Below are 16,292 nucleotides of genomic sequence, written 5' to 3'. Positions count from 1 at the left end.
CGTTGTGCCGAGGGGCACGTGTTCAGCACCGCTACGTTCCCGATGCAGCAGGCCGAGCGGCTCGGTCCTGGTCGGCTGGTCCGGTGCCCGCGGTGTGCGCGGCTCCGGAGCGTCGTCCCGGTGACGTTGCAGAAGCAGTGACCGAGGGCGCTGAACAAGCGGTGGCCCGATAGCACGGGCGTACGCACGCAGCGGCACACAGCGAGACAGGAAGGCGCGCGGACCGGCCACGATTGTGGGCGGTCCGCGCGCCTTGCGTATCCTCGGGACGTGCTTCTCTCAGACAAGGACATCCGGGCCGAGATCGACGCCGGACGGGTCCGCATCGATCCGTACGACGAAACCATGGTGCAGCCGTCGAGTGTCGACGTGCGGCTCGACCGGTACTTCCGGGTGTTCGAGAATCACCGCTACCCCCACATCGACCCCGCCGTCGAGCAGGCGGACCTCACCCGGCTCGTCGAGCCCGAGGGCGACGAGCCGTTCATCCTGCACCCCGGCGAGTTCGTGCTGGCCAGTACGTACGAGGTTGTCTCGCTCCCCGACGACCTCGCCTCGCGGCTGGAGGGGAAGAGCTCGCTCGGACGCCTCGGGCTGGTCACCCACTCCACCGCGGGTTTCATCGACCCCGGCTTCTCCGGGCACGTGACGCTGGAGCTCTCCAACCTCGCGACGCTGCCCATCAAGCTCTGGCCCGGGATGAAGATCGGGCAGCTGTGCATGTTCCGGCTCAGCTCGCCGGCCGAGTTCCCGTACGGCAGCGACCGGTACGGGTCCCGTTACCAGGGTCAGCGCGGGCCGACCGCCTCGCGGTCGTTCCTCAACTTCCATCGGACCCAGGTGTGAGCGGGAGCGACGGGCAGAGCATGGGTGACGTGCGGGAGAACCTGACCTACGAGCGGTTCGGCGTCGCCGTGCGCGAACTCGCCCAGACCATCGCCGACGACGGCTACGAGCCCGACATCGTGCTCAGCATCGCCCGCGGCGGTGTCTTCGTCGCCGGCGGTCTCGCCTACGCCCTCGACTGCAAGAACATCCACCTGGTCAACGTGGAGTTCTACACGGGCGTCGGGACCACCCTCGAGATGCCGGTCATGCTCGCGCCCGTGCCCAACGCGATCGACTTCTCCGACAAGAAGGTCCTGATCACGGACGACGTCGCCGACACCGGCAAGACGCTGAAGCTCGTGCACGACTTCTGCGTGGACGCCGTCGCCGAGGTCCGCACCGCCGTCATCTACGAGAAGTCCCACTCCCTGGTGAAGTGCGAGTACGTGTGGAAGCGCACCGACGAGTGGATCAACTTCCCGTGGAGCGTGCTCCCTCCCGTGCACAGGTCCGGGGAAGCGGCCAGGCCGAACACGGAAGCGCTCTGAGCGTCAGTCGAACCAGGCCGGGTCGCCGGTCTCGATGAACCGCTTCAGCAGCGTCCGGTCGCCCATCGCCTCCCGGAGGAGTGCGCCGAGGGTCTGCAGGGCGGCCGGGTCGGCGCCGTAGGCGATGAACATGCCCGCCTCCGGGTCGTACTTGACCAGGTCCGCCACTTCCGGCGCACGCGTGCGCATCGCCGATCTGGCCACGCCCTCCCATGCGTAGCCGTTGCACTCGTGGCCCGAGTCCTCGAAGACCCCGGCCACGCCGCCCATGGCGGCGTCGGGGAGCATCAGGCAGTAGGTGCCCGGGGCGTGGTCGTACTCGAAGAACACCAGGGGAGCGAACGTCTCACGATCAGTCATGGGGCCGACCCTAGAGGTCACCTCTGACACTCCCTCCGGCCCGGTCGGCCGGGCCTCCTCCGGTGCGGAGATGCGCGGGCGGGCACGCGGCGAGACGCTGGAGTGGTCAGCCCCGTGGCGTCCGACCGGGCCCCGTGACGTGCGATCCGCGCCGGCGGCTCAGGACGGCGCCGGGGTCCCCGCCAGGGAGGGCACTCGCCATGGACACCAGCACACTCGAGGCGATGCGGACCGCCCTGCGCGGTCCGGTCATCACCCCGCAGGATTCCGGGTACGACAAGGCCCGCACCGTCTACAACGCCATGATCGACCGGCACCCGGCCGCCGTCGTGCGCTGCCGGGACACCGGGGACGTCATGGCGGCGGTCGACTTCGTCCGGGACCGCGGTCTCGAGACGGCCGTACGCGGCGGCGGGCACAGCGGCGCCGGGCTGTGTCTGGTCGACGACGGCGTCACCATCGACCTGTCACCGATGAGCGAGGTACGCGTCGACCCGGTGAAGCAGACCGCCCAGGCCGGCGGCGGCGCCACCCTCGGCGACCTCGACCACGCCACCCACGCCTTCGGCCTGGCCACGCCCACCGGCATCATGTCCACGACCGGCGTCGCGGGTCTCACCCTCGGCGGCGGACACGGTCACCTCACCCGCAAATACGGCCTGACCGTGGACAATCTCCTCTCCGCGGACGTGGTGCTCGCCGACGGCGGGTTCGTCACCGCGAACGAGCGGGAGCACGCGGACCTCTTCTGGGCGCTGCGCGGCGGCGGCGGGAACTTCGGCATCGCCACCTCCTTCACCTTCCGGCTGCACCCGGTGCACACCGTCGCGCTGGGGATCACCCTGTGGACCCTCGACAGCATCCAGGACGTCATGCGGTGGTACCGCGCGTTCCTGCCGCAGGCGCCCGACGACCTGAGCGGGTTCTTCGCGGTGCTCGCGGTGCCGCCGGGACCGCCGTTCCCCGAGGAGATCCACGGGCAGCGGATGTGCGGCGTGGTGTGGTGCTGGAGCGGGGACCCGGACCGTGTGGAGGAGATGCTGGCGCCCGTGGGCGAGGCCGGGCCGCCCGCCTTCCACTTCACGGCGCCGATGCCGTACCCCGCGGTGCAGACCATGTTCGACCAGCTGATTCCCGCCGGGCTCCAGTGGTACTGGCGCGGCGACCTCTTCGACCGGATCACCGACGATGCCATCGACGTGCACGCCAGGTACGCGGAGGGCCTGCCGACCCCGCTGTCGACCATGCACCTGTACCCGGTGGACGGGGCCGCCGGGCGGGTGGGCGAGGACGAGACCGCGTGGACCCACCGGAACGCCGTCTGGTCCGGCATCGTCGGCGGCATCGATCCCGACCCCGCCAGGGCCGACACGATCAGGCAGTGGTGCGTCGACTACTGGGCTGAGCTGCATCCGCACTCGCTGGGCGGCGCGTACGTCAACTTCCTGGGCGCCGACGAGGGCCAGGACCGGGTCAGGACCACCTACGGCGACCACTACGACCGGCTCGCGGCGGTCAAGCGGGCCTACGACCCGCACAACCTCTTCCACGCCAACCAGAACATCGAGCCGGCGCCGGCCACCGCGGACTGAGCCGGCCGGCACAGGGGTCCGGTCAGAACGTGCCCAGCTTGATGATCGACAGGATCGCGATCAGCTGGATCGCGGACGCGCCCAGCGCCTTCGGCCAGGGCAGGTCGTGCGAGCGGGACACCATCAGGGTGAGCAGGGCACCGGCCGCCAGCCACGTCGCCCAGCCGAGGAGCTGGACGAAGGAGGCGTCGCCGCCGAAGAACATGGCGACCACCAGACGCGGGGCGTCCGTGATCGACATGATCAGCATGGAGAGGCCGACCGTCGGCTGCCACGCGCCGTCGCCGCCGAGCTGGCGGGCCAGGGTGTGGGTGACCACGCCGAGGATGAACGTACTGAGGACGATCGCGACGGCCGTGATGAGGACGATCGGCACCGCGTTCGACAGCGTGGCGTTGATCGCGTCCTCGCGGGCGCCGTCGAAGCCGAAGACGGCGAGCAGGCCGTAGACGAACGTGACACCGAGCGCGGGGCCCCACATCGCGTAGTCGCGCATCCGGAGGAAGGTCGGCGCGGGGCGCAGGACGATCCCGCGCAGCAGGTCCTTCCAGTGCAGGCGCGGGCCGACCGGCGCGGCCGGGGCCTGTCCCGCGCGGTAGGTCTCGCCCTGGCTGTACGGGTCCTCGCCGATCGCGAAGGCCTGGGTGTGCCCCGGCTGGTTGGCCGCGTACGGGTCGGGGCCCTGCTGGTAGCCCTGCCGGCCGTCGTCGCCGAAGTACTCCGGCTCGCCCTGGCCGGGGGCGCCCTGCGGCCACCCTCCGCCGTTCGGCTGACCGCCGTAGGGCGGCTGTCCGCCGTACTGCTGCTGCGGCGCGGGTGGATAGCCGTACGGCGCGCCCTGCCCCTGGGGGGTCTGCTGTCCGTACGGCTCCTGCCGCGGGTGTTGTTGCGGTCGCCCTTGCGGGGTGCGGTTGTCCCGGCCGCGTCCGATCCTGAATCCAGCCACGTAATCGAACGTACCTGTTCCCGGAGAGTGACGTGCCGGGCCAGGGGCATCGGACCCGGCTTTGCGGCCGAGCTGTGACATCCCCTAGGGGGCCAACGCGCCTGCTCTCAGTGGCTGCTCAGGGTCTTCCCGTAGGCGAGCGCGGTTGACGCGGCGGGCAGGCCCAACCCGGTGGGGGTGAAGGCGTGGGAGCCGTCCGCCGAGGCCGACGGGAGCACCCAGACGCCGCCCGAGCCGCCGTTCTCGCCCGGGGAGCCGACCGCCACGTCGGGCGCGCCGTCGTGATCGTAGTCACCGGTCGCGACCGCGGCGCCGAAGGCGTCGCCCGCCTCCGCGACGCCCGGGACGCGCGGGGTGTCCTGCTGGTACGCCACCGAGTGGGCCTGCCCGGACGCGTCCACGAGGCCGTTCGCGCCGCCCAGGAGCAGCGTCGCGGCGCCTGCCTTCGCGCGGTCGCCGATGGCTTCGCCGGGGGCGCCCGCGATCAGGTCGTCGTGGCCGTCGCCGTCGATGTCGGCGGCGGCGAGGGAGGCGCCGAAGCGGTCGCCGGTCTCGGCGACGCCCGGGACGCCGGCGGTGTCCTGGTTGAGGGTCTGGTGGCGGTGGCCGAAGTTTCCGGGGACGCCGGCGCCGTAGTGGACGTGGATGCCGCCGCCCGCGGCGATCTCCTCGGGACCGCAGGGGTCGTCCACGTTCTCGTCGGCGATCTCCCGGCACTCGCCGAGGGCGAGGTCGTCATGGCCGTCCCCGTCGAAGTCGCCTGCGGCCAGCGCGGAGACACCGGCGTTGTCGGTGTTCCAGATGTTGGCGAGCGACTTCTCCTCGGGGGACCAGCTCCACAGGCGTACGTGGGACTGGGTGAAGGGTGTGGTGGACCAGTAGCCCGCGGCCAGGTCGGCGACGCCGTCGTCGCCGCCGTCGAAGTCGCCGGTCGTCAGGACGGGCGCGCGGCCGCCCATCGCGCCGGTGAACACGGTCGCCGTGGCGCCGCCGCCCGCCTTCAGCACGACCTTGTCCGTCGCGCCGATGGCCACGTCGGTGGTGCCGTCGCCGGTGAGGTCGGCCGCGGCGACGGACTTCCCGTACGCCGCCCGGGCCGCCGGGCCGTTCAGGACGGTGGTCCCGGTGCCGAGGCCGCCGCGCGCCCCGCGGATCACGGCGACGGTGCCCGCGTCCGTCCCGGCGCCGGTGACGTCCTCGCCGGGGGCGCCGACGACCAGGTCGGCCGTGCCGTCGCCGTTCGCGTCGGCCACGGTGACGGCGGCGCCGAAGTGGTCGCCCTTCTCCGGGGTGCCGGGGACGGCGGCCCCCGACTGGCTGACCCGGGTGGTGCCCGCCGAGCCGGGGCCCCGCGGTCCGCCCCAGACGACGCTGACGTATCCGGCCTGCGGCTGTCCGCCGACGGTGGCGGTCGGCACGCCGACGGCGAGGTCCGCGTAGCCGTCGCCGTCGAAGTCGCTGGTGACGGGCGTGGGTGCGGCGGCGGTCGCGGGCGGCGCGAGCGTCAGTCCTGCGGTGGCCGCCGCGGCGACGGTGACTGCTGTGGCGTACGTCCGTATGCGCATGGGGGCTCCAACGGGTTGCGGGACTGGGCGGGGCACTCATGTGACGGCCGGGAGAGCGCCGGGGTTGTGCGCGGGTTTGCCGGCGGGCCGCCGGCGGGCCCGTGGCCAGCGGCCCGCCGGATGCGCGGAGCCCGGGCGCAGGCGGGGCGGGGCTGAGCCCGTGGCCACCGGTACCCGTGCCGCCGGTACCCGTGCCGGGCGGAGCCGGCGTCCCGGCCGGGAGACCGTGGCCGGGACGCCGGGTGCGCGGGAGGGTCAGTCGGTGAAGGTGCCGCCGAACTCCGGGAGTGCCGTCGGGGCGGAGGTCGCCGGGACGGTGGTGGTGCCGCGCAGGACGAGGCCGCCGGTGGCCGCGCCGATGGACAGCTCCGCCCGGCCGTCCGCGGTCAGGTCGCGCAGGCGCACGGTGTAGCCGAAGGACGTGCCGGAGTCGGCGGCGCCCATCACGGACTGCGGGATCCAGGAGGAGCGAGTGCCACCGAGACCGCCCGACCCGCCGCGGAACAGGTGCACGCCGCCCTGGTACTCCCGCCCGTCCACGGCCTCGTGCGGTACGCCGACGGCGAGGTCCGCGTAGCCGTCGCCGTCCGTGTCGGCCGCCGAGACGTCGTAGCCGAAGTTGTCGTCGGCCTCGGGGCTGCCGGCGACGCCGGAGGTGGCCTGGGTGTACGTGGCGGAGGTGCCCGGCCCGGCGGAGGTGCCCCGCCAGACGGTCACCGCGCCCTTGCCGCCGCTCGCGTCCGGCAGGGCGAGCGCGACGTCGCCGTAGCCGTCCTTGTCGAAGTCGCCGACGGCGGCCTCGCTGGCGCCGCTGCCGAGCGTCTTGGACGGGCCCGAGGACAGGCCGCCCGACGTGCCCTTGAGGAACCAGGCCCGGTGGTGCTCCGCGCCGTCGTAGAACTGGCTGCCGAGGACGACCAGGTCGGTCTTGCCGTCACCGTTGACCTTGCCGGCGGCGAGGCCGTTCGACGACCAGCCGCCGTCGACCTTGTCGATCTTGCTGACGCTGCCGGTGGAACCCGAACGGGTGAAGGAGCCGCGGTACAGCCACGCCTCCTCGCCGCCGACGACAGCCAGGTCGGGCGAGCCGTCGCCGGTGAAGTCACCGACGGCCAGGTCGCGGCCGAAGTGTCCGGAGGCACCGGACTTCGGGGTGACGTTCGTGCCGCCGCCCAGGCCCGAGCGGGAACCCCACAGGATGGTGACCGAGCCGCGGTACTGATCACTGCCCACGTGCTCGAAGGGGTTGCCTACGACGAGGTCCGCGTAGCCGTCCTTGTCGAGGTCCGTGCTCGCGAGGCTCTCGCCGAACATGTCGTCCTCCTCGCCCGCTCCCGGCACGCCCGGGCTGTCCTGGTGGACCACCTGGGGGTGCGCGGTGTCGAGCCCGGAGGCGCTGCCGTACACGACGGTGACGGCGCCGCCCTCCCAGCCGTCGGGGCCGGAGATGCCGGAGTAGGCACTGCCGTAGGCGAGGTCGCGGTAGCCGTCGCCGTTGAAGTCGTCGTAGTGCTTGGCGACGGCGGCGGAGGCGGGGGCGGAGAGGGCCACGGGGGCGACCGCCGCGGCCAGGAGGGCGGATAGGGCCGTGGTGGTGCGCAGACGCATGCGGGGCTCCGGGGGACAGGACGAGCCCGCGCCGGGAGCGGCGCGGGCCCGACGAGCGGGAAAGAGGTGCTGACAGGCCCTAGTTGGCCGCGTTGGCGCCGAACACCGGGTAGCCGTCGGTCGAGACGCCGACCGAGGACGGGGCCAGGGAACGCGCACCGGTGGTGGTGATCTTCGTGCCGCCGGAGGGCAGGTAGGTGAGCGCGCCGTTGAAGTCGTTCTCGCCGTTCGCGCCGACGAGCAGGTCCGCGTGGCCGTCGTCGGTGACGTCGGTCAGCTTGACCTCGGAACCGAAGTAGTCGTCCTTCTCGTCCGAGCCGGGGACGCCGGCCGTGGACTGGGCGAAGTACTGCGACGCCGCGTCGGTGTCGAGACCGGAGGCGGAGCCGTACAGGACGGTCACCGCGCCGGTGTTCACGACGCCGTTCAGGTTCTCGCCCATCGCGGAGACGGCCAGGTCCTGGTAGCCGTCGCCGTTCACGTCGCCGAGCGACAGCTCGCCGCCGAACCAGTCGCCGCGCTCGGACTCGCCGGGCACGGAACCGGATTCCTGGCTCACGGCCTCCGTGTACGCGGGGCCGCCCGCGGACCCGTAGATGATGTGGACCTTGCCGCCGGTCACCGACTCGGGCACGGAGGGGGTGCCGTCGTCGGACGGGTCCCACTCCTGGCCGGTCACGATGTCCCCGAAGCCGTCGCCGTTCACGTCGCCGATGGCCGTGATGACTCCGCGCTTGAGCTCCACCGCGCCGGAGGAGAGCAGGCCGGAGGCCGAGCCGGGGATGTAGTAGTTGGTGTTCCAGCCGGACTCGTAGCCGTCGACGACCAGGTCGGTCCTGCCGTCGCCGTTGACGTCGCCCGCGGTGAGGTTGAGCGGGCCGGTGACCCCGCCCGACTGGATCGGGGGCTTGACGGTCGCGCGGGCGCCGTAGCCGCCGGAGGCGGTGATGCCGCCCTTGAAGACGTAGACGGTGCTCGCGGACGAGCCCACCGCGAGGTCGTCCTTGCCGTCGCCGTCGTAGTCGCCCGCGGCGAGCGTCTTGCCCCAGCGGTCGTGGGAGGAGACCGCCGGGTCCTTGATCGTCGTACCGCCGGTGAGGCCGCCGGAGGAGCCCCACAGGACGAGGACGGTGCCGCCGTCGGTGTCGCCGTCGACGTCCTCGTACGCGGCCGACACGGCGAGGTCGTCGAAGCCGTCGGCGTTGTAGTCGCCGTACGCGCCGAGCCCGAAGTGGTCGCCGGTCTCCGCGGAGCCCGGGACGCCGGTGGTGTTCTGGCTGACCGTCGTGCGGCTCGTGGCGGTGACGCCGTTCGCCGAGCCGTACAGGGCGACGATCTGACCGGCTTCCTTCTTGCCGCCGACGGTGGAGTTGCCCGCGGAGAACGCGGTGTCTCCGTAACCGTCGCCGTTGAAGTCCGCCTCGTGGTGGTGGACCGAGTCCGCGGCGAGGGCCGTGGTGGTCGTGAAGGTGAGGAGACCGCCCGTCAGCGTGGCCGCGGCGGCCGTCGCGAGGGCGGTTCTCAGGTGCTTGTGCATGCGGGATTCTCCTGCGGCATGCGGGGGACGCCTGGCGGGCGTCCGCAGTCGATGGGGTGCGCGTCGCCCGCGTTTGCCTGGAGTTGTCCTGGGCGTCACGGGGCGGTCGGCGAACAGGAGACACGTGCTGGGGCGCAAGGGTTGTACGTGGACGCGGAAAACTTCTGCGCGTGGTGGGGCGCAGGTGGCGGGTGAGCACATGGCGGGGTGCACGTGGCGAAATCCGTGTCCGCGGACATGAACACCGGTTGCCTGCCGACGCGTTGGGCGGCGTTTAGACCGGCCGCACCCGCAGTCCGAGGTCGCCGGGCGTGAACATCCGCGCGCGCTCGGGGTCGAAGCCGGCGTCGGAGCCGTGCAGCACCAGGAACGCGCCCCTGCCCTTCTCGTACCGCGGGCCGAAGACGACCGCGTCCGCGTGGCCGTCGCCGTCGCCGTCGACGTCGAGCAGCGGCAGCCGGTGCCCGAAGGCGTTCCAGCCGTGCGGGTTCGGGGTGCCGGGCTTCCGGGAACCGGTGTCTCCGGTGCCGCCCCGGCCGCCGTCGAGCAGGTCCACGGACGTCGCCGTCGAAGTCGGCGGCGGCCAGCGGGCGGAAGCCGCGCGGCAGGTCCAGGACGCGGGCGGCGCCCCGGCCCCGCGGGCCGCCGAACATCGCGAACGCCCGCGCGTCGGCCGCCTCGTCGCCGTGGCTGCCGAGCAGGTCGGCACCGCCCCGACCCGCACTTGATGGCCCTGTACGGGCGGATGCGCGGCCCGGTACCGACGCGAACACCCCATGTCCCCGGGCGGGCCGGGGACTTGGGGTGCTTCGGAGGCCGAACGCGGTGCGGCCGCTACGCGGCGGATCCCGCCGTCACTTGACGGGCTCGGGCTCCGGCGTGCTCTCGGCCTCGGCCGGACCCGCCGGGTCGACCGGTGTCCTGACGGAGTCGAGCAGCAACTGGGCGACGTCGACGACCTGGACGGACTCCTTGGCCTTGCCGTCGTTCTTCTTGCCGTTGACCGAGTCGGTCAGCATGACGAGGCAGAACGGGCAGGCGGTGGAGACGATGTCCGGGTTGAGGGACAGGGCCTCGTCGACGCGCTCGTTGTTGATGCGCTTGCCGATCCGCTCCTCCATCCACATCCGGGCACCGCCGGCGCCGCAGCAGAAGCCGCGCTCCTTGTGGCGGTGCATCTCCTGCTGACGCAGGCCGGGGACGGCCGACATGATCTCGCGCGGCGGCGTGTAGATCTTGTTGTGCCGGCCCAGGTAGCAGGGGTCGTGGTAGGTGATCAGACCGTCCACCGGGGTCACCGGCAGCAGCTTGCCCTCGTCGATGAGGTGCTGGAGCAGCTGGGTGTGGTGGATGACCTCGTAGTCGCCGCCGAGCTGCGGGTACTCGTTGCCGAGGGTGTTGAGGCAGTGCGGGCAGGTGGCGACGATCTTCTTCGCCGACTTCGGCTTCTTCGACTCGGCGGTGACGTGGCCCTCGTCGTCCGTCTCCTCGCCGAAGGCCATGTTCAGTGCGGACACGTTCTCCATGCCGAGCTCCTGGAACAGGGGCTCGTTGCCGAGGCGGCGGGCGGAGTCACCGGTGCACTTCTCGTCGCCGCCCATGATCGCGAACTTGACGCCCGCCATGTGCAGCAGCTCCGCGAAGGCCTTGGTGGTCTTCTTGGCGCGGTCCTCCAGGGCGCCGGCACAGCCGACCCAGTACAGGTACTCGACCTCGGTCAGGTCCTCGATGTCGCGGCCGACGACGGGGATCTCGAAGTCGACCTCCTTCGTCCACTCCAGGCGCTGCTTCTTGGCCAGCCCCCAGGGGTTGCCCTTCTTCTCCAGGTTCTTGAGCATCGTGCCCGCCTCGGACGGGAACGCGCTCTCGATCATCACCTGGTAGCGGCGCATGTCGACGATGTGGTCGACGTGCTCGATGTCGACCGGGCACTGCTCGACACAGGCGCCGCAGGTGGTGCAGGACCACAGGACGTCCGGGTCGATGACGCCGTTCTCCTCCAGCGTGCCGATCAGCGGGCGCTCGGCCTCCGCGAGGGCGGCGGCGGGCACGTCCTTCAGCGCCTCGGCCGAGGCCTTCTCGTTGCCCTCCATGTCCTTGCCGCCGCCGGCCAGCAGGTACGGCGCCTTGGCGTGCGCGTGGTCGCGCAGCGACATGATGAGGAGCTTGGGGGAGAGCGGCTTGCCGGTGTTCCAGGCGGGGCACTGCGACTGGCAGCGGCCGCACTCGGTGCACGTCGAGAAGTCGAGGAGGCCCTTCCAGGAGAACTGCTCCACCTGGGAGACGCCGAAGACGTCGTCGTCGCCGGGGTCGGTGAAGTCGATCGGCTTGCCGCCGCTGGTCATCGGCTGGAGCCCGCCGAGAGCGGTCGCGCCGGACGCGTTCCGCTTGAACCAGATGTTCGGGAACGCGAGGAACCGGTGCCAGGCCACACCCATGTTGGTGTTCAGGCTCACCGTGATCATCCAGATCATGGTGGTGCCCAGCTTGATCATCGCGAACAGGTAGACCAGGTTCTGCAGCGTCGTGACGCCGAGGCCCTTGAAGAGGAGGACCAGCGGGTACGAGGTGAAGTAGGCGGCCTCGTAGTGGTCGACGCCGTGCAGCGCGCCCTCGAGGCCGCGCAGGATCATGATCGCCAGACCGATGGTGAAGATGACGTACTCGACGAAGTACGCCTGGCCCATCTTGGAGCCCGCGAAGCGGGACTTGCGGCCGGGACGCGAGGGCAGGCTCAGCAGCCGGACGGCCATCAGCGTGACGATGCCGAGCGTTGTCATGGTGCCGATGAACTCGATGTACAGCTCGTACGGCAGGAAGTCGCCGAGGACGGGCAGCGTCCAGTCGGCCTGGAAGAGCTGGCCGTACGCGTTGACGATCGTCGGCGGCAGCGTCAGGAAGCCGATGGCCACGAACCAGTGGGCGACGCCCACGACGCCCCAGCGGTTCATCCGGGTGTGCCCGAGGAACTCCCTGACCAGCGTCACGCTGCGCTGGTAGGGGTTGTCGGTCCGGGTGCCCGCGGGGACGGGCTGGCCGAGCTTGAAGTGCCGGACGAACTGGCCGATGGCGCGTGCGAGCAGCGCGACGCCGACCACGGTCAGGACCAGCGACACGATGATCGCGGCGAGTTGCATTCGGGGGCTCCTCGGGCCTGCGAGGTGGTGCTTCGAAAGTGATTACTAAGCGGTAACTTATGCAGTCCGTCTGAGACTACCCATTTCTAGCGCCGCACTGTAGCCAGGCGGGCGGTGATCTGCGTCGCTGAGGCTTGCCTCACGGCTGTGCGCCGTCCCGTCGGCCGGGTCGCGGCCTGCCCGGTACAACCGGATCCTGCCATTCACGCCCTGTTGCGGCATTCCCTCCCGGCATGGGCGTGTGCTCCCCGGGCACCCGGTGTCGGATTTCGCGGCCTCCGCTCGCCGATCTCTGCACAAAACCCCAGCTCACGCCCCCGTTGCGCGTAAGGAACGGATAAGAATTGAGTCCGCTCGACTCAGCTCTGTTGACCACGCGGCGGGAGTGGTGCACACTTGAGTCCGTTCCACTCAAGTCAGCTGGAGGAATTGTCATGGCACGTGCGGTCGGCATCGACCTGGGCACGACTAACTCCGTCGTCAGCGTTCTGGAGGGCGGCGAGCCCACCGTCATCACCAACGCCGAGGGCGCCAGGACCACGCCGTCCGTCGTCGCCTTCGCCAAGAACGGTGAGGTGCTCGTCGGCGAGGTCGCCAAGCGCCAGGCGGTCACGAACGTCGACAGGACGGTCCGTTCGGTCAAGCGCCACATGGGCACTGACTGGAAGATCAACCTGGACGGCAAGGACTTCAACCCGCAGCAGATGAGCGCCTTCATCCTGCAGAAGCTGAAGCGCGACGCCGAGGCCTACCTGGGCGAGAAGGTCACGGACGCGGTCATCACCGTCCCGGCCTACTTCAACGACTCCGAGCGTCAGGCCACGAAGGAGGCCGGCGAGATCGCCGGCCTGAACGTCCTGCGCATCGTGAACGAGCCGACCGCCGCCGCGCTGGCGTACGGGCTCGACAAGGACGACCAGACGATCCTCGTCTTCGACCTCGGTGGCGGCACCTTCGACGTGTCGCTGCTGGAGATCGGTGACGGCGTCGTCGAGGTGAAGGCCACCAACGGTGACAACCACCTCGGTGGTGACGACTGGGACCAGCGCGTCGTCGACTACCTGGTGAAGCAGTTCCAGAGCGGCCACGGCGTGGACCTCTCCAAGGACAAGATGGCTCTCCAGCGTCTGCGCGAGGCTGCCGAGAAGGCCAAGATCGAGCTGTCCTCGTCCACCGAGACCTCGATCAACCTGCCCTACATCACCGCGTCCGCCGAGGGCCCGCTGCACCTGGACGAGAAGCTCACCCGGGCTCAGTTCCAGCAGCTGACGGCCGACCTGCTGGAGCGCTGCAAGACCCCGTTCCACAACGTCATCAAGGACGCCGGCATCCAGCTGTCCGAGATCGACCACGTCGTGCTCGTCGGCGGTTCCACCCGTATGCCGGCCGTCGCGGAGCTCGTGCGCGAGCTGACCGGCGGCAAGGACGCCAACAAGGGCGTCAACCCGGACGAGGTCGTCGCCATCGGCGCCGTCCTGCAGGCCGGTGTCCTCAAGGGTGAGGTCAAGGACGTCCTGCTCCTCGACGTGACCCCGCTGTCCCTGGGTATCGAGACCAAGGGCGGCATCATGACCAAGCTCATCGAGCGGAACACGACGATCCCGACCAAGCGGTCCGAGATCTTCACCACCGCCGAGGACAACCAGCCGTCCGTGCAGATCCAGGTCTACCAGGGCGAGCGCGAGATCGCGGCGTACAACAAGAAGCTCGGGATGTTCGAGCTGACCGGTCTGCCGCCGGCCCCCCGCGGCGTCCCGCAGATCGAGGTCGCCTTCGACATCGACGCCAACGGCATCATGCACGTGACCGCGAAGGACCTGGGCACGGGCAAGGAGCAGAAGATGACCGTCACCGGCGGCTCCTCGCTGCCGAAGGACGAGGTCGACCGGATGCGCCAGGAGGCCGAGAAGTACGCGGAGGAGGACCACGCCCGCCGCGAGGCCGCCGAGACCCGCAACCAGGGCGAGCAGCTCGTCTACCAGACCGAGAAGTTCCTCAAGGACAACGAGGACAAGGTCCCGGGCGAGGTCAAGACCGAGGTCGAGGCCGGCATCGAGGAGCTGAAGGCCGCGCTCAAGGGCGAGGACACCGCCGAGATCCGTACGGCCACGGAGAAGGTCGCCGCCGTCTCCCAGAAGCTCGGCCAGGCGATGTACGCCGACGCCAACGCCGCGCAGGCGGCCGGTGGCGCCGAGGGTGCCGAGCAGCCGAAGGCCGCTGACGACGACGTCGTCGACGCCGAGATCGTCGACGAGGAGCGCAAGGACGGTGCCGCGTGACGGAGGAGACCCCGGGTTTCGAAGAGAAGCCTGACGTCCCCTCCGGCGCCACCTCAGACGACGCCGAGCCGCAGGCCGCCGCCCCCTCCCCCGAGGAGGAGGAGGCGGCGGCGGCCCCGGACGGGGACGCAACCGCACAGGTGGCCGGCCTGACGGCCCAGCTGGACCAGGCCCGCAGCGCGCTCACCGAGCGCACGGGGGACCTCCAGCGGCTCCAGGCCGAGTTCCAGAACTACCGCCGCCGGGTCGAGCGCGACCGGGTCGCGGTCAAGGAGGTCGCCGTGGCGAACCTCCTGACCGAGCTCCTGCCCGTACTCGACGACATCGGCCGCGCACGGGAACACGGCGAACTGGTCGGCGGCTTCAAGTCGGTGGCCGAGTCGCTGGAGACCGTCGCGGCGAAGATGGGCCTGCAGCAGTTCGGCAAGGAGGGCGAGCCCTTCGACCCGACGATCCACGAGGCCCTGATGCACAGTTACGCGCCGGACGTCACCGAGACGACCTGCGTGGCGATCCTTCAGCCCGGGTATCGCATCGGCGAGCGCACCATCCGCCCCGCGCGGGTGGCCGTGGCCGAACCCCAGCCCGGGGCGCAGCCGACCAAGGAGGACTCAGCGGAGTCCGCCGAGGCGGCCGACGACAAGGAGAGCGGTGGCCCGGACGAGGGCTGACGTTGTACGGAAGAGGGAGGAGGGACGTCGGGGATGAGCACCAAGGACTTCATCGAGAAGGACTACTACAAGGTCCTCGGCGTCCCCAAGGACGCCACCGAGGCCGAGATCAAGAAGGCGTACCGGAAACTCGCCCGCGAGTTCCACCCGGACGCCAACAAGGGCAACGCGAAGGCGGAGGAGCGCTTCAAGGAGATCTCCGAGGCGAGCGACGTCCTCGGTGACACCAAGAAGCGCAAGGAGTACGACGAGGCACGCGCCCTCTTCGGCAACGGCGGCTTCCGGCCCGGTCCCGGCGCCGGCGGCGGCTCCTTCAACTTCGACCTGGGCGACCTCTTCGGAGGCGGCGCCCAGGGCGGTACGGCGGCGGGCGGCAGCTTCGGCGGCGGCATAGGCGACGTCTTCGGGGGCCTGTTCAACCGCGGCGGCGCGGGCACGGGCGCCCGGACCCAGCCGCGGCGCGGCCAGGACATCGAGTCCGAGGTCACGCTGAGCTTCACGGAGGCGGTGGACGGCGCGACGGTCCCGCTGCGCATGTCCTCCCAGTCGCCCTGCAAGGCCTGTTCGGGCACCGGCGACGCGAACGGCACACCGCGCGTGTGCCCGACGTGCGTCGGCACCGGCCAGGTGGCCCGCGGGTCGGGCGGCGGCTTCTCGCTGACCGACCCCTGCCCCGACTGCAAGGGCCGCGGCCTGATCGCGGAGAACCCCTGCGAGGTCTGCCGGGGCAGCGGCCGGGCCAAGTCGTCGCGCACGATGCAGGTCCGCATCCCGGCCGGTGTGAGCAACGGCCAGCGGATCCGGCTGCGCGGCAAGGGAGCCCCGGGCGAACGGGGCGGCCCCGCCGGCGACCTGTACGTCGTCGTGCACGTGGACGCCCACCCGGTCTTCGGCCGCAAGGGCGACAACCTCACCGTCACGGTGCCCGTCACCTACCCGGAGGCGGCGCTGGGGGGCGAGGTGCGCGTGCCCACGCTGGGCGGGCCCCCGGTCACCCTGAAACTGCCCCCGGGCACGCCCAACGGCCGCACGATGCGGGCGCGGGGCAAGGGCGCGGTCCGCAAGGACGGCACCCGCGGCGACCTGCTGGTCACCGTCGAGGTCGCCGTCCCCACGGATCTCTCGGGCAAGGCTCGCGACGCGCTGGAGGCGTATCGCGAGGCGACCGCGGAGGAGGATCCGCGGGCGGAGCTGTTCCAGGCCGCGAAGGGAGCATGAGGA

The 16,292-nt window shown here is 71.2% G+C and carries 13 protein-coding genes; 6 read left to right on the top strand and 7 right to left on the bottom strand.

Going from position 1 to position 16,292, the window contains the following annotated elements; translation table 11 throughout:
- The first annotated feature begins 270 nt into the window (after window positions 1-270).
- Window positions 271-846, top strand: coding sequence for a dCTP deaminase (gene dcd, locus AC0ZLC_RS22720; protein ID WP_358850801.1), 576 nt, complete (start codon window positions 271-273; stop codon window positions 844-846).
- 20 nt (window positions 847-866) lie between these two features.
- Window positions 867-1,376 (top strand): phosphoribosyltransferase, encoded by a 510-nt coding sequence (locus AC0ZLC_RS22715; RefSeq protein WP_388785415.1) that lies wholly within the window; start codon window positions 867-869, stop codon window positions 1,374-1,376.
- Window positions 1,377-1,379: 3 nt separating this feature from the next.
- Here AC0ZLC_RS22715 and AC0ZLC_RS22710 read toward each other — a convergent pair whose 3' ends face one another.
- The gene (locus tag AC0ZLC_RS22710; RefSeq protein WP_476753773.1) at window positions 1,380-1,736 is read right to left on the bottom strand and encodes an immunity 51 family protein; all 357 of its coding nucleotides are present in this window, start codon (window positions 1,734-1,736) and stop codon (window positions 1,380-1,382) included.
- A gap of 200 nt (window positions 1,737-1,936) precedes the next feature.
- On the opposite strand from AC0ZLC_RS22710, the gene AC0ZLC_RS22705 reads away from it, so the two are divergent.
- The gene (locus AC0ZLC_RS22705; protein WP_476753772.1) at window positions 1,937-3,328 is read left to right on the top strand and encodes an FAD-binding oxidoreductase; all 1,392 of its coding nucleotides are present in this window, start codon (window positions 1,937-1,939) and stop codon (window positions 3,326-3,328) included.
- 22 nt (window positions 3,329-3,350) lie between these two features.
- Here the strand turns inward: AC0ZLC_RS22705 and AC0ZLC_RS22700 are convergent, their stop codons facing one another.
- The 6 genes from AC0ZLC_RS22700 to AC0ZLC_RS22675 all read right to left on the bottom strand — a co-directional run bounded on the left by AC0ZLC_RS22700 (window position 3,351) and on the right by AC0ZLC_RS22675 (window position 12,121).
- Window positions 3,351-4,355: a Yip1 family protein gene (locus AC0ZLC_RS22700; RefSeq protein WP_476753771.1), complete on the bottom strand. Its 1,005-nt coding sequence runs from the start codon at window positions 4,353-4,355 to the stop codon at window positions 3,351-3,353.
- A 26-nt stretch (window positions 4,356-4,381) separates the two neighbouring features.
- The gene (locus tag AC0ZLC_RS22695) at window positions 4,382-5,839 is read right to left on the bottom strand and encodes an integrin-like protein (RefSeq protein WP_476753770.1); all 1,458 of its coding nucleotides are present in this window, start codon (window positions 5,837-5,839) and stop codon (window positions 4,382-4,384) included.
- A 255-nt stretch (window positions 5,840-6,094) separates the two neighbouring features.
- Window positions 6,095-7,447, bottom strand: coding sequence for an FG-GAP and VCBS repeat-containing protein (locus AC0ZLC_RS22690; RefSeq protein WP_476753769.1), 1,353 nt, complete (start codon window positions 7,445-7,447; stop codon window positions 6,095-6,097).
- 79 nt (window positions 7,448-7,526) lie between these two features.
- A complete protein-coding gene (locus AC0ZLC_RS22685) occupies window positions 7,527-8,984 on the bottom strand; it encodes an FG-GAP repeat protein (RefSeq protein WP_476753768.1) in 1,458 nt (485 codons plus the stop codon).
- Window positions 8,985-9,258: 274 nt separating this feature from the next.
- Window positions 9,259-9,540 carry a hypothetical protein gene (locus AC0ZLC_RS22680; protein WP_476753767.1) on the bottom strand — a complete coding sequence of 94 codons (282 nt, stop codon included), beginning with the start codon at window positions 9,538-9,540 and terminating at the stop codon, window positions 9,259-9,261.
- Window positions 9,541-9,838: 298 nt separating this feature from the next.
- Window positions 9,839-12,121 (bottom strand): (Fe-S)-binding protein, encoded by a 2,283-nt coding sequence (locus tag AC0ZLC_RS22675; protein WP_476753766.1) that lies wholly within the window; start codon window positions 12,119-12,121, stop codon window positions 9,839-9,841.
- Window positions 12,122-12,555: 434 nt separating this feature from the next.
- On the opposite strand from AC0ZLC_RS22675, the gene dnaK reads away from it, so the two are divergent.
- From dnaK to dnaJ, 3 genes are read left to right on the top strand one after another with little or no spacing between them, the layout of a single operon-like run.
- Entirely contained in the window at window positions 12,556-14,400 is a 1,845-nt protein-coding gene (dnaK, locus tag AC0ZLC_RS22670) for a molecular chaperone DnaK (RefSeq protein ID WP_358850791.1), read from the top strand.
- Window positions 14,397-15,071: a nucleotide exchange factor GrpE gene (grpE, locus tag AC0ZLC_RS22665; protein WP_476753765.1), complete on the top strand. Its 675-nt coding sequence runs from the start codon at window positions 14,397-14,399 to the stop codon at window positions 15,069-15,071. Before dnaK ends, grpE begins: the two co-directional genes overlap by 4 nt.
- A gap of 33 nt (window positions 15,072-15,104) precedes the next feature.
- Complete coding sequence (dnaJ, locus tag AC0ZLC_RS22660) at window positions 15,105-16,289, top strand: molecular chaperone DnaJ (RefSeq protein WP_476753764.1); 1,185 nt, start codon at window positions 15,105-15,107, stop codon at window positions 16,287-16,289.
- Window positions 16,290-16,292: the final 3 nt, after the last annotated feature.

Source organism: Streptomyces sp. GLSS-08, from assembly GCF_056387915.1.
Note: the sequence above shows the minus strand (reverse complement) of the source record. Positions and strands in the feature narration are given on the sequence as shown.

What these genes read in the sequence shown, in the direction of transcription:
- AC0ZLC_RS22715 (WP_388785415.1), top strand. Translation starts at nt 867, where the DNA reads ATGGGTGACGTGCGGGAGAACCTGACCTACGAGCGGTTCGGCGTCGCC.
- AC0ZLC_RS22710 (WP_476753773.1), bottom strand. Translation starts at nt 1,736, where the DNA reads ATGACTGATCGTGAGACGTTCGCTCCCCTGGTGTTCTTCGAGTACGAC.
- AC0ZLC_RS22705 (WP_476753772.1), top strand. Translation starts at nt 1,937, where the DNA reads ATGGACACCAGCACACTCGAGGCGATGCGGACCGCCCTGCGCGGTCCG.
- AC0ZLC_RS22700 (WP_476753771.1), bottom strand. Translation starts at nt 4,355, where the DNA reads ATGTCACAGCTCGGCCGCAAAGCCGGGTCCGATGCCCCTGGCCCGGCA.
- AC0ZLC_RS22695 (WP_476753770.1), bottom strand. Translation starts at nt 5,839, where the DNA reads ATGCGCATACGGACGTACGCCACAGCAGTCACCGTCGCCGCGGCGGCC.
- AC0ZLC_RS22690 (WP_476753769.1), bottom strand. Translation starts at nt 7,447, where the DNA reads ATGCGTCTGCGCACCACCACGGCCCTATCCGCCCTCCTGGCCGCGGCG.
- AC0ZLC_RS22685 (WP_476753768.1), bottom strand. Translation starts at nt 8,984, where the DNA reads ATGCACAAGCACCTGAGAACCGCCCTCGCGACGGCCGCCGCGGCCACG.
- AC0ZLC_RS22675 (WP_476753766.1), bottom strand. Translation starts at nt 12,121, where the DNA reads ATGCAACTCGCCGCGATCATCGTGTCGCTGGTCCTGACCGTGGTCGGC.
- dnaK (WP_358850791.1), top strand. Translation starts at nt 12,556, where the DNA reads ATGGCACGTGCGGTCGGCATCGACCTGGGCACGACTAACTCCGTCGTC.
- dnaJ (WP_476753764.1), top strand. Translation starts at nt 15,105, where the DNA reads ATGAGCACCAAGGACTTCATCGAGAAGGACTACTACAAGGTCCTCGGC.